We start from the raw sequence: 12,149 nt of genomic DNA on the forward strand, positions 1-12,149 counted from the left end.
CAATAAAGCTGTCAGGCTGGATTGTTTGGCGGTGTTGCGGGTGCCAGCACAAAATCAAATGATGATTTCCAGACGGGGGTGCCGTTTTCGGTTTTCTCGAACGGTGCAATCAGACTTTGCTTGACGCCAAACACCGTATCGGATGTCAGATATTCATCCCCGTCAACAAAGGTATGGGTGACCAGTTTCTGATAGCCCGGAGCCGTGATCATGAAGTGCATATGCGCCGGGCGAAACGGATGGCGGCCAAGCAAGAATAGCATTTTGCCCACCGGGCCATCATCGGGGATCGGATAGCTGACCGGTTTGCTGCCAACAAAGCAATAGGCGCCGTCGTCGCCTGTGACAAAGATGCCCCGATTGTTCCATTTTGGCTGATGACCGGGTTGCTGAACGTCATAGAACCCTTCGGCGTTGTCCGCCCAGACATCGATTTTGGCGTTGCTGATCGGGGTGCCGTCCAGATCGGTAATGCGGCCCTCAAACAGGCAGCTTTCGCCCTTGCCATCAAGCGAGATGCAGTCACCCATCTTGCGGACCGGGGCGTTTTCGACGTGGAAGGGGCCAAATACCGTGCTTTCGGTCGCCCCTTCTGGACGTCGATTGTTAATGGCATCTACCAGCATGGATGCGCCAAGCACATCGCTTAAAAGGATATATTCCTGCCGTTGTTCGTCACACATCTGACCAGTGGCCGTCAGAAAGGATATCGCACGTTCCCATTCGTCTTCGGTCAGCTCCACCTCTTTGACGAAGGCATGCAGGTGATGGACAAGCGCGCTCATGACTGTTTTGAGGCGCGGATCAACATCCTTGCCCATGCGGGCATTGACCGCATCAGCCGATTGTTCCTCGCTAAAGAAGCTGGTCATGACATCCCTCCTCTACATAAAACGGCCCTGACGGTGACGTTTATCCGTGATGGAATGATAGCGCCGCTGTTGACTTGTCGCTAGCCGATATGGGTGGGGGCTAGCGAAAATGACCAAATGTTCTGTGTAATTGTCTGGTGTTTGATGAAGCTTGGCATCGAAGGTTTGGGCACTCTGCGCCAGGACGTGATGCGATTTCACGGTGTTGTAACATTCGGGCGCAGGCAGGTGAAAATACGGGAAAAATCCCTGCATTTGTGGGGTGTCTTCGTCAAAAAACCAAAAAAATGCCGCCGCAGACTTGCGGGCGGCGAAATTCAGAACATTTTTTGCGGGAGAAAGTGCATTGACGTCTTGCCGGAATTCATCATAAATGACCAAAAGTCATTGTGTATGGGCGGGGTGGCAGCCTGATATGCAGATCTAAGGGGTATGGGGATACCGTGCGCAGCTTTGCGCCCTAGAACGATTGGTGATGCACATGTCTAATCTGGCTCTCAAGATGAATGATGGTTGGCCTGATGCGGTCAAGTCAACGGAACTTTCCATAAATGATGGCGTCTTTGCATTTGCAGATATTTATCTGCGCAATGCGCCATGCTACCTCAAAGGACTGATGCTCCAGGCCCGTGGCGATGTCAAAGGCAAGCTCCGTGGTCCCGATGCAGGGGTGCTTGCGTTTGAAGATGGCGCTTGTGACGTCAGCGCGTCGTCGCTTTTCCTGACCGTGGCCATGGCGGCAACCGATGAGGCGGCCCTCTCAGACATGCAGGCTTACATCGAAAACAAGCTGCGCACCATGTCCCCGCAAACCAGAATTGACTTCGATTGGCGCAATAAGTGACTGTTGGTCGGATTGAGTGGCGTTGGTAATCCTGCGCCATTCGGTGCGATACCTGTCAGGGCGGGGCTGGGTGCAGGCGATGCATCAATTTTCCCGGACAACGACAAAGTCGATTGCTCAGGCGCGTTCTTCATGGACAATGAACCTGTCACGTGCGGTTCTGACCACACGTGTGATGTGTTCGGCAACCGTGGCGACGCTTCTGGTGTCCTTGGTGTCGGGATGCTGGAGCATCCAGTAATTTCGTGTAAAACGGATTTCAGGCAGCAGGCGGACAAGGTCCGGGATGCCATCGGTGGCGTAATCGTGCAGGATGCCGATGCCATATCCATTGCGCACGGCTTGCATCTGGGCGACGACACTGCCGCATTCAAAGCGGCGCTTCATCAGCTTGCCAAGGCGGGCGGCGTAATCCAATGCCCGGCTGTAAATCAGGTCTTCAATGTGGGTGACGAACAGCCGGTCGCTGAGATCAGCTTCGGTTTCGACGGTGCCAAAACGGTCGATATAAGCCTTTGTTGCATAAACACTTAGCGTATAATCCGTAAGCTTTTTGATCACCAGACGCCCCTGCTTGGGGCGATCAAGGGTGATGGCGATGTCCGCTTCGCGCTGGGACAGTGAAAATGTGCGGGGCAGTGGTACTAACTGAATCACAAGATCCGGGTGGTTGGATGCAAAGTGAGCCAACTCACTTGCCAAAAAATAATTCCCCAAACCATCAGGCACACCAACCCGCACCGTGCCGCTGATGGTTTCTGTTTGGTTGGAAACGGCGGTGCCTGCGCGCAGGAAAACGGATTCCGCCGCCTCCGCCGCACTCATGAGTTCCCGGCCGGCCGGGGTCAGGTCCGATCCGGTCGTGCGCCGTTCAACCAGTTTGGTGCCCAGTTCCTGCTCAAGTGCGGTTAATTGCCGCCCCACCGTTGCATGGTTCAGGCCAAGCTGATGTGCCGCGGCAAGGATTTGGCCGTGTCGGGCGACAGCAAGGAAAATGCGGAAGCGATCCCAATCCATTACGGGCCTATGTCTTTTGACTTTAAATTTTGCACATCGAAGGTGCAATAATGATAATTGATGTGCATCGCTGTGCATAGGCATAATGTAATCAGCTTATGATGTGTAGAACCACACAAATGGAACAACAGGTTTATCGGGAGAAACCCAATGGCGACCCAGCTTACCCACTATATCAATGGCAAACGCGTGGCCGGAACGTCTGGCCGCACCGCGCCGGTTTTCAATCCGGCAACGGGTGCGGAAAGCGCGACGGTTGATCTGGCCTCCAAATCCGAAGTGCGCGCTGCGGTGGAATCTGCGGTTGCTGTTCGTGATGCTTGGGCCAACACGACCCCGCTGCGCCGTTCGCGTATTCTCAACAAATTCCTGGGCATCCTTGAAGACCGTTCCGAGGAACTTGCCGCTGCCATCACAGCCGAGCATGGCAAGGTTCTGTCCGATGCGCTGGGCGAAGTGACCCGCGGGATCGAGGTTGTCGAGTTCGCCACCGGCGCACCGCAACTTTTGAAAGGTGAGTTCACCGAAAACGTTGGCACCAAGGTCGATAGCCATTCCGTGCGTCAGCCGCTTGGTATCGTTGCCGGTATCACGCCGTTCAACTTCCCGGCGATGGTGCCGATGTGGATGTTCCCGGTGGCCCTTGCGTGCGGGAATTGCTTTATCCTCAAACCGTCGGAACGTGATCCGTCTGCATCGCTTCTGCTGGCGGAATGGCTGACCGAGGCTGGCTTGCCCGATGGCGTATTTAACGTTGTTCAGGGCGACAAGGAAGCGGTTGATGCGCTTTTGTTTGATCCGGATGTAACGGCAATCAGCTTTGTCGGCTCCACCCCGATTGCGAAATACATCTATGAAAACGCAACAGCCCAAGGCAAACGTTGCCAGGCGCTGGGTGGTGCGAAAAACCACATGATCATTATGCCCGATGCGGATATGGATCAGGCGGTTGATGCGCTGATGGGCGCTGCTTACGGTTCGGCTGGCGAACGTTGCATGGCAATCTCGGTTGCGGTTCCGGTTGGCAAGGAAACCGCAGATACCCTGATCGACAAACTGGTTCCGCGCATCAATGAATTGCGTGTGGCACCGGGGACTGATCCGGCAGCTGAAATGGGGCCCCTGGTGACGGCGGCTCATCGTGACAAGGTTGTTGGCTATATCGACAAGGGTGTCGAAGAAGGTGCGAAACTGGTTGTTGATGGCCGTGGCATTAATCTGCAGGGCTATGAGGACGGCTATTTTGTCGGCGGGACCCTGTTTGATGAGGTCACCCCGGACATGAGCATCTACAATGAAGAGATCTTTGGCCCGGTTCTGTCGGTTGTACGTGCCGATGATTACGAAACGGCTGCCAACCTTGTTGATAGCCACGAATATGGCAATGGTACTGCGATCTTCACCCGTGATGGCGACACCGCACGCGAGTTTGCTGCACGCACCCAGACCGGCATGGTTGGCATCAACGTGCCGATCCCGGTTCCGATGGCCTTCCATTCGTTCGGTGGCTGGAAAGCATCACTGTTTGGCGACCATCACATGCATGGCCCGGAAGGTGTGCGTTTCTATACGAAACTGAAAACCATCACCTCGCGCTGGCCGACCGGCATTCGCAAGGGTGCTGAATTCGTCATGCCGACGATGAAATAAGCTCTGACCATTTTGTAAAAAACACCAAAAGGCGCACAATTTTTTGTGCGCCTTTTGGCGTTCTAAAGTAGGCCCGTCAGACCGAACCTTTTTGACGTCTGTTCGCATCGTACCGCGTTAGCAGGATACCAAGTTCACGGACACGCGATTCACGCCAAGCGTCGCGGATTTTAAACTTCGGTTCTTTGTCAGTTGAACAGAACGCCGGGGTTCATCCGGTTGTCGGGGTCGAAAGTTTTCTTGATGTTTTTCATCAGTTCATAGCGAAGCGGATCGCTCAGTCGCGCCAGTTCACCCGTCAGTTTGCGCCCGATACCATGTTCGGCACTGAAGGTGCCGCCGAAACTTGCCGAGATGTCGTGCACGCAGGTCTGGATATCGTTGATCATGGCCTCGGGGTCAGACAGATTGTTCCAATATTCATGCGGGAACATCAGGATGTAATGCACATTGCCATCGCCCAGATGGTTGACCAAAACCGGGGTGGCTTCGGGGAACTTTTGGGCCGTGACTTCCTTGGCCTTGGCGATGAATGCGGGAACTTTGGAAACACGCACTGCAATGTCATGTACGATGCCCATGCCTTCAAGCTTGTTAGCTTCGGTCACGGAGTGGCGTACATGCCAGATTTGTTCGGCCTGCTGGGAATTGCTGGCGATAAAGGCATCCAGCACAGATCCGTTATCAAGGTTATTACCCAGGATTTCCTCGAACGTCCCATTCAGATCGACATTGGCATCGGTTGATGTCAATTCGATCATCAACGACCAATCCGGCACGGTGTCAAACGGTATGGTTATGCGGTCGATGTGACGAACAACGGCATCAATTTCGGTCCCGGAAACCAGTTCAAATGCTTCGACATAGGGGCCACATTTGTCCTGAAACTCGGTAAACAGGCGCACAGCAGTTTCCGGTGAATCAACCGAAACCCATGCATGGGCATCATTGGTGTTCTCCGGGTGCAGGCGAAGCGCTGCCCCCGTAACAATACCAAGTGTACCCTCGGCCCCGATGAACAGGTGTTTTAAGTCGTAACCGGTATTGTTTTTTTTAAGCCCTTCAAGATCGGTCATGATGCGGCCATCGGGCAAAACAACTTCTATTCCACAAACCAGATCACGCATCGGGCCGTATTTTACAACCCCCGTTCCACCGGCATTGGTTGAAATCAGACCGCCGATTTGCGTGCTGCCTTCACTTCCCAGATAGAGAGGGAACTGGCGTTTGTTGGGGATACATTTTTCATGAAGGTCAGCAAGGATCACGCCCGCATCAACGGTTGCGATATTTGCCGCAGTATCAATCTCGCGGATCAGCTTCATTCGTTGCAGGCTGATGACGATGCCGGGTTTGTCCTTGGGGGTGGGGCTTTCGGGGACGCCGCCGTAACAAAGTCCGGTATTCCCCCCAAGGGGGAATACCGGCTGGCCTTCCTCGGCAGCCACTTTCATCGTTAGGGAGACCTCTTCGGTACTGGCCGGAAGGGCGACACAAAGTGCGTTGCCTTTCCTGCGATCACGCCAATCGATCAAGTAAGGGTGCATTTCTTGAGGATCGGTGATCAAACCTTTATCGCCGAGGATTTGGTGGAGACGATCAATCATGGCTGGTCCTTGGAAAGCTAGGTCAGGCTACTTTGGCAAGCGAAGCAGCTTCAAAGGCAATCTTGAGTGCGGAAATGGTTTGTTCGGACGGTCCTTCAAGCGGAAGGCGAACATCGCCAACCGGCTGACCAGCCAGTTCCATATATTTTTTGAGCGGCCCCGGATTGGTTTCGCGGAAGATCGCATCAATTGCATCGTCCAGTTTGGTTTGAAGTTTGAGTGCTTCTTTCAGTTTGCCTTCGCTGGCAATCTTGAAGATTTCAACCCAGATTTCCGGATATACGTTGGCGGAAGCCAGTACGCCACCCTTTGCTCCCATTGCGACGTGGGTTGCAAACAGGGGCTCTTCGCCGCTTAGGATCGCCATTTTGTCACCGGCGAGCTTCATGGTTTTGATGAAGGCAGGCATATCATAGTTCGAACATTTCATCCCGATGATCGAACCATCTTCGGCCATGGCCTGAATGGTTTCAGCATGGGTTGATACACCGGTACGACGCGGGATTTCATAAAGCAGAACAGGCACGCCGACTTCGTTGCGGTAGTTGGAAAAATATTCACGCATACCGTCTTGTGTCCCGGCAGCATAATAAGGGGTGACGGTCATCACCCCCTTGGCGCCAGCATCTTCGAAATCCTTGCCTGCTTCTACCGCATCCGGGAAGCCTGTGGCCAGTACGCCCGGAATGACCGGAGCGTTACCTGCAGCATCAACACAGGTTTTGACAATATCCTTGCGTTCCTGTTGTGACAGGGCGGGGTATTCACCAGTGCCGCCGATCGGGACCACGCCAGCAGCACCTGCCGAGATTTGACGGGTGACAAGATTGGCAAGGGCCTTGTGGTCGACCGTCTTGTCGGCATTAAAGGGGGTGACGATGGCCGTATAAAGACCATTGATGTCGTTTTTGGATAGCGTCATTTTTAGTCTCTTATTTTGTGGTGGCGGTAAGTGGTGTTTAGTTCAAAAAACCGAAGAGGCGCGGCAATGTGAGCGAAATAGCCGGGATGTAGGTAACGAGAAGCAATACGACTATGTTCGACACCAGGAACGGGAAGCTTTTGCGGACAATATTGGCAAGGGGCTGTCCGCTGATGGCTGATCCCAGATATAATCCAAGCCCATAGGGCGGGGTCATCAGACCGATCATCACATTGACCACCATGATCACACCAAACTGCACCGGGTCGACACCCATGGCAGCAACGATCGGGGTAAAGAGCGGCGCAAAGAGCAGAAGCTGTACTGAATCGCCAATCCAAAGACCGTTGATCAGGAAGAAGATATTAAGACACAGCAACAGCATCCACGGCTGCATATCCAGGGTCTCGATCAGCATGGTCAGTTCGGACGGCACGCGTTCGGTGGCAAGAATCCAGCTGATCACGCTGGCAAAGCCGACAATCAGATAGACGGATGCTGAGGTGCGGACCGCACGATCAAGGATTTCCCAAATCTGTTTGAGTGACAAGGTGCGATAGGCGCAGATGCCGACCAGAATGGCATAGGCAACAGCGATCGACGCGGCCTCAGTTGCAGTAAAGATGCCCGAAATAATCCCGCCGATAATGATCAGCGGCATAAAGAGGGCCCAAAACGCGTTGTAGAAAATGCGGAATGCAAGACCTAACGTCAGAGCCTTGATCGGGTTGGCGGGGAAATTGTTTTTGCGTGCGATGAAGTAAATCACAGCAATCTGAGCAATCCCCATCATTGCACCGGGAACAGCACCGCCCAGGAACAGGGCCGCGACTGAGGTGTTGGTCAGGCTTGAGAAAATGATGAGCGGAATAGAGGGTGGAATAATCGGGCCCTGAATGGCTGAGCTGACGGTGACAGCGGCGGCGAAATCTTCGCGGTAGCCATCTTTTTTCATCATATCGATTTCAACCGGACCAAGGGCTGAGATATCAGCCAATGCCGACCCCGATACACCTGAAAACATCATTGAGCCGACAACATTGACGTAGGCCAGTCCGCCGCGCCAGCGGCCAACCAATAAGCGGGAGAACTGAACAAGTCGTTCTGTCATCCCGACCGACGTCATTATTTCACCGGCAATGATGAATAGCGGGATCGACAGCCAAATAAACACATCCATCCCAGTAAAGAATTTATGGGAATACATGTGCAGCATGTCGACCATGCCAGGTTTGATGAAGAAATAGGAAAGTCCAGCAAAGCCAATTGCAAAGATCACCGGGCTGCCAAGGAACATCAGCAACAGCAGCAGGCCGATCATGATGAGAAGTGCGTAATCCATAATATTCCCCTAGAGCTCGGCGCGCAGAAGAGAGGCTTCGTGCTCGGTTTCGGGGCCTCTAAACAGGTCGCGGATGGCAAGGATAACCATGTGAAACAGCATCAGAGCTGCTCCGACGGGGACGGAAAGATAAATCCAGAACCATGATAAGTTCAGTGCCGCTGAGGTGCGCCGCATACCGAAAATGGCGGAATCAATACCTTTGACCAGCAAGATGCCAAGCAGCACAGCCAGAAGCAGACGAAACATGGCATTGCGATAACCCAGCCAATTGCGCGGCCAGAAACGGTCAAAGAAGTCAACACAGACAAGTTGTTCGTCACGGACAAGCAGACTGCCGCCCAGCATCACGACCCATACCATAAGGAAACGCGATGCTTCCTCAGGCCATGGCAGCGAAAAGTTAAAGCCAAATCGCAAAACGACCTGCACGAACAGAATGACCGCGACGGACGCAAGCATCAGCCGGGCCGCAATCGACGTTATTCGGGCGACAGTCGATGAGAGTTTGTCGAGGGTTTGAAGCATGGAAGATCCTCTCTCGGGCTATGCTTTCATATGAAAAGCACAGATCACGGAACAGCGCACGAACAGACCGCGTACAATCAGTAAATCAGGCGGGAACAGAAAAGGGCCTGGTCAGAAGCTGACCAGGCCCGGATCATTATTGCTGTGCCGCTTTGACGGCTGCATGAAGTTCGTCGATCAATTCAGCGCCAACCTTTTCTTCCATGAAAGCACGGATTGGTTCCTTGGTGGCGTCAACGAATTGCTGGAATTCATCGGGAGTTGGCTGATAAATTTCGACGCCAGCGTCACGGATGACTTTGAGGTCCTGTGATTCCTTGGCTGCGATGATGCCGAGCATTGCAAAGGTGGCTTCACGGCTGGCATTGTCGAAGATGATTTTGTCTTCGTCGCTCAGCCCCTGATAGAAGTCGTCATTGATGGTAACGAGCGGCATGTTGATCAGGTGATGATCGAGCGTGTAGTACTTCTGCACTTCCTGCAGGTTTGTCAGAAGCATGGTGTAAGGGGCGTTTTCCTGCCCATCGACAACACCCGTCTGAAGGGCACTATAAAGTTCGGCCCAAGCGATCGGGGTCGGAGAAGCACCAAGTGCTTTGACCATTTCCATATGCAGTGGGACGGTCTGGGTCCGGATTTTCAAACCCTGCATATCTGCAGGCGTCCGGATCGGGCGGACCGAGTTTGAGAAGTTGCGAAATGCACCGGTCAGATAGCTCATGATGCGCACACCGCTGCCCTCGGCAATCATGTCGGACAGTTTTGCGCCAAACGGCCCATCGTTGAGAACCTTGCGCGCGACTTCAGTAGTCGGGAAGGTGTAGGGCATCTCAAGGATTTGTGCAGGCGGATAATAGGCGGCAAGATGGCCGGCATTCAAGCCGCCAACCATGTCGACCAGACCGATGGAGTTTTGTTCGGCAAGGGATTCAAGATCGCCAAGCTGGCCGTTTGGGTAAACCTCAAGTTTATAACGACCCTCAGACTGAGTTTGAAGAACGTTGTCGAAAACCTCGGTAAAGGTCCAATACGGATTATCAAGAAGATCGCCTTCGCCATCAACGTGGGCGAATTTGACAATGGTTTGTGCGTAGGCAGGTGCAGACAATACGGAGCCAAGGCCAATGGTGGCGGCGAGGGTGGCAAGCCGAAGTTTTCGAAGGATCGTCATTTCTTCTCCTTTGCCAAACGACGTACAAAGCAGTGGCGCTTCGAAGGTCGCCCGGTTTCCCTGATTAAATTTGCAACGTTGGTCGGACTTTGTCCTGATCACAGACGTTCGTTTTGTTGCCGGATGCGTGTCAGACGGTCGAGCAATGGTGATTGGGCGAGAAAGCCATTACTGAATCCGACGGCATCCGGTAAAATCAAAATATATCGGATGCGATCAGTGTCAACATAATATGACAAAAAATTTCCTATAGTATATTTTTTGTCATATGTGGCATAATCCAGAGAATGTTATAAAGTGCGTTTGCAGCACAAGAGCACCGGTCGCGCAATTTAAGGTTGTCAGTTCGGTAACTAATTGAAATAAAATAAGATGTTTGCACAAGGGAATGAGTAAGGATGAACGTCGATCTGGAAAATCTTCAGAATCACCGTCGTCAGTTTAATGCGGACAGTAACAAGTCCGATGAAATCGGACCCCGGTTACATCAGTTGCGCAAGGGGCGCGGCTGGACGTTGCAGGATGCCAGCAAGGCGTCTGGCATCTCGGCATCGGCATTTTCCAAGATTGAGCGCGGTGAGCTTTCGCCAACCATCTCGACGATTCAGCGGATTGCGCGCGGGTTCGAGATGGATGTTCTCAGCCTTTTGTCCGACCCCGATGAACAGCCGACACTCTTGGGGCGCCGAAGTGTGACGCGTGTCAATGAAGGCAAGCCCCATCTGTCAGGTAATTGCGACAACCAATTGTTATGTGCGGACTTGAAAAACAAGCGCATGACACCGATTAGAACCCGCGTGGTGGCCCGTGATGTCGAGGAATATGATGTTTGGCCAAAAACCGACGCCGAAATTTATATGACGGTTCTAAGCGGTACGGTTGTTGTACACAGCAAGATCTATGAGCCGCTTGAACTGCATGAAGGTGACTCGATGTATTATGATGCGAGTGCCGAACATGTCTGGACGCGAGAGGGGCCCGAAGAAGCCATCGTTCTTTGGGTGCTGACGAGCTGACCAATATCATGACCAGCTTGCTAAACGCCGATGATTATCGGGCATCTGCCAAAAGATATTTGCCCAAGGGGCTGTTTGAATACATTGACCGCGGGACAGAGGCCGAACTGGCATTGTCTGATATTCGCCGGTCACTTGATGTGATCAAGTTCCGTCCATCGGTGTTGCAAGGTCATCTGGCCTGCGACATGACAGCGACGTTTCTTGGCAAGCGCCACGCAACCCCCTTGATCATTGCGCCAACTGCGCTGGCCGGACTGGTTTCCTATGACGGTGAGGTCAAGCTTGCCCGTGCGGCCAGTCGTTTGGGGATGCCGTTTTGTGTCTCAACCCAGTCAGTAACGTCGATTGATGACATCCGCAAAGGGGCACCCGATGCTGACTTGTGGCTGCAGTTATATGTCTGGAAGAACCGCGATTTGACCTGGGGGCTGTTGGGGCGCGCCAAACGTAGTGGGGTTTCGACATTAGTCGTGACTGCAGATACGCCTCTTTCGCCCAAGCGTGATTATAATCAGCGGAACGGATTTTCCGTGCCGTTCGTCCCATCGGTACGTGCATCTTGGGATGTGCTAACCCATCCGCGGTGGCTGTGTTCGGTGATGTTGCGTTATCTGATCCATACGGGTATGCCCGGCTATGCGCATTATCCAGATGCTTGCAGAACCTCGATTGCCAGCCAAGCAATAACCGAAGATGTTGAAATTGACAGTGCGATCAGTTGGGAAGATATCGCCGAGATCAAAAATCGCTGGCCGGGTAAAATGGTTATCAAGGGGGTGTTGTCCGTAAAAGATGCGCTGAAAGCCGAGGCCCTTGGCATGGACGGGATTGTTGTTTCGGCCCATGGTGGGCGGAACTTTGATGTCGCGCCCGCACCGGCGGATGTATTGCCCGATATTGTTAAGGCACTTGGCGGCCGGATGACGGTCATGGCCGATAGTGGCGTGCGCCGAGGCAGCGACGCGTTGAAGTATTTGGCACTGGGCAGTCAGGCGGTGATGATCGGGCGTTTGCCCCTGTATGGCTTGGCGTCGGGCGGAGAGCAGGGGGCTTGCAACGCGCTTTCCATGCTGATTGAAGAGATGCACAGCAATCTGGTGTTCGCCGGAGCCCGGAATATAGAAGCATTTAGTGCCGAAGCGATTTTGTAAGACGGTGCGCCAAACTGTCGTGTCAT

The 12,149-nt window shown here is 53.3% G+C and carries 12 protein-coding genes; 4 read left to right on the forward strand and 8 right to left on the reverse strand.

Annotation, left to right across the window (positions count from 1 at the left end):
* Positions 1–11 precede the first annotated feature (11 nt).
* Positions 12–872: an intradiol ring-cleavage dioxygenase gene (locus JF44_RS0100100; protein ID WP_033066929.1), complete on the reverse strand. Its 861-nt coding sequence runs from the start codon at positions 870–872 to the stop codon at positions 12–14.
* A gap of 12 nt (positions 873–884) precedes the next feature.
* Complete coding sequence (locus JF44_RS0100105) at positions 885–1,253, reverse strand: hypothetical protein (RefSeq protein WP_033066930.1); 369 nt, start codon at positions 1,251–1,253, stop codon at positions 885–887.
* A 100-nt stretch (positions 1,254–1,353) separates the two neighbouring features.
* Between JF44_RS0100105 and JF44_RS0100110 the strand changes: the two genes are divergently transcribed.
* Positions 1,354–1,716 (forward strand): DUF2218 domain-containing protein, encoded by a 363-nt coding sequence (locus tag JF44_RS0100110; protein WP_162181372.1) that lies wholly within the window; start codon positions 1,354–1,356, stop codon positions 1,714–1,716.
* A 117-nt stretch (positions 1,717–1,833) separates the two neighbouring features.
* On the opposite strand, the gene JF44_RS0100115 is transcribed toward JF44_RS0100110, so the two are convergent.
* Positions 1,834–2,733, reverse strand: a complete 900-nt coding sequence (locus tag JF44_RS0100115; RefSeq protein WP_033066932.1) for a LysR family transcriptional regulator — start codon at positions 2,731–2,733, stop codon at positions 1,834–1,836.
* 150 nt (positions 2,734–2,883) lie between these two features.
* On the opposite strand from JF44_RS0100115, the gene JF44_RS0100120 reads away from it, so the two are divergent.
* Positions 2,884–4,383, forward strand: coding sequence for a CoA-acylating methylmalonate-semialdehyde dehydrogenase (locus tag JF44_RS0100120; RefSeq protein ID WP_033066933.1), 1,500 nt, complete (start codon positions 2,884–2,886; stop codon positions 4,381–4,383).
* A gap of 188 nt (positions 4,384–4,571) precedes the next feature.
* Here the strand turns inward: JF44_RS0100120 and JF44_RS0100125 are convergent, their stop codons facing one another.
* The 5 genes from JF44_RS0100125 to JF44_RS0100145 form a co-directional block, all read right to left on the reverse strand.
* Positions 4,572–5,990 carry an FAD-binding oxidoreductase gene (locus JF44_RS0100125; protein WP_033066934.1) on the reverse strand — a complete coding sequence of 473 codons (1,419 nt, stop codon included), beginning with the start codon at positions 5,988–5,990 and terminating at the stop codon, positions 4,572–4,574.
* 22 nt (positions 5,991–6,012) lie between these two features.
* Positions 6,013–6,912, reverse strand: a complete 900-nt coding sequence (gene dapA, locus JF44_RS0100130) for a 4-hydroxy-tetrahydrodipicolinate synthase (RefSeq protein ID WP_033066935.1) — start codon at positions 6,910–6,912, stop codon at positions 6,013–6,015.
* A gap of 37 nt (positions 6,913–6,949) precedes the next feature.
* A complete protein-coding gene (locus JF44_RS0100135) occupies positions 6,950–8,254 on the reverse strand; it encodes a TRAP transporter large permease (protein WP_033066936.1) in 1,305 nt (434 codons plus the stop codon).
* 9 nt (positions 8,255–8,263) lie between these two features.
* Positions 8,264–8,782, reverse strand: a complete 519-nt coding sequence (locus tag JF44_RS0100140; RefSeq protein ID WP_033066937.1) for a TRAP transporter small permease — start codon at positions 8,780–8,782, stop codon at positions 8,264–8,266.
* A gap of 136 nt (positions 8,783–8,918) precedes the next feature.
* Positions 8,919–9,953, reverse strand: coding sequence for a TRAP transporter substrate-binding protein (locus JF44_RS0100145; protein WP_033066938.1), 1,035 nt, complete (start codon positions 9,951–9,953; stop codon positions 8,919–8,921).
* 398 nt (positions 9,954–10,351) lie between these two features.
* Between JF44_RS0100145 and JF44_RS0100150 the strand changes: the two genes are divergently transcribed.
* Positions 10,352–10,969 (forward strand): helix-turn-helix domain-containing protein, encoded by a 618-nt coding sequence (locus JF44_RS0100150; protein WP_033066939.1) that lies wholly within the window; start codon positions 10,352–10,354, stop codon positions 10,967–10,969.
* 8 nt (positions 10,970–10,977) lie between these two features.
* Complete coding sequence (locus JF44_RS0100155) at positions 10,978–12,123, forward strand: alpha-hydroxy acid oxidase (protein ID WP_033066940.1); 1,146 nt, start codon at positions 10,978–10,980, stop codon at positions 12,121–12,123.
* Positions 12,124–12,149: the final 26 nt, after the last annotated feature.

The organism is Thalassospira australica, assembly GCF_000763295.1.
Taxonomy (GTDB): domain Bacteria; phylum Pseudomonadota; class Alphaproteobacteria; order Rhodospirillales; family Thalassospiraceae; genus Thalassospira; species Thalassospira australica.

Coding starts and splice junctions, on each gene's coding strand:
- JF44_RS0100155 (WP_033066940.1), top strand. CDS start 10,978: ATGACCAGCTTGCTAAACGCCGATGATTATCGGGCATCTGCCAAAAGA.
- dapA (WP_033066935.1), bottom strand. CDS start 6,912: ATGACGCTATCCAAAAACGACATCAATGGTCTTTATACGGCCATCGTC.
- JF44_RS0100100 (WP_033066929.1), bottom strand. CDS start 872: ATGACCAGCTTCTTTAGCGAGGAACAATCGGCTGATGCGGTCAATGCC.
- JF44_RS0100150 (WP_033066939.1), top strand. CDS start 10,352: ATGAACGTCGATCTGGAAAATCTTCAGAATCACCGTCGTCAGTTTAAT.
- JF44_RS0100110 (WP_162181372.1), top strand. CDS start 1,354: ATGTCTAATCTGGCTCTCAAGATGAATGATGGTTGGCCTGATGCGGTC.
- JF44_RS0100115 (WP_033066932.1), bottom strand. CDS start 2,733: ATGGATTGGGATCGCTTCCGCATTTTCCTTGCTGTCGCCCGACACGGC.
- JF44_RS0100140 (WP_033066937.1), bottom strand. CDS start 8,782: ATGCTTCAAACCCTCGACAAACTCTCATCGACTGTCGCCCGAATAACG.
- JF44_RS0100145 (WP_033066938.1), bottom strand. CDS start 9,953: ATGACGATCCTTCGAAAACTTCGGCTTGCCACCCTCGCCGCCACCATT.
- JF44_RS0100120 (WP_033066933.1), top strand. CDS start 2,884: ATGGCGACCCAGCTTACCCACTATATCAATGGCAAACGCGTGGCCGGA.
- JF44_RS0100125 (WP_033066934.1), bottom strand. CDS start 5,990: ATGATTGATCGTCTCCACCAAATCCTCGGCGATAAAGGTTTGATCACC.
- JF44_RS0100135 (WP_033066936.1), bottom strand. CDS start 8,254: ATGGATTACGCACTTCTCATCATGATCGGCCTGCTGCTGTTGCTGATG.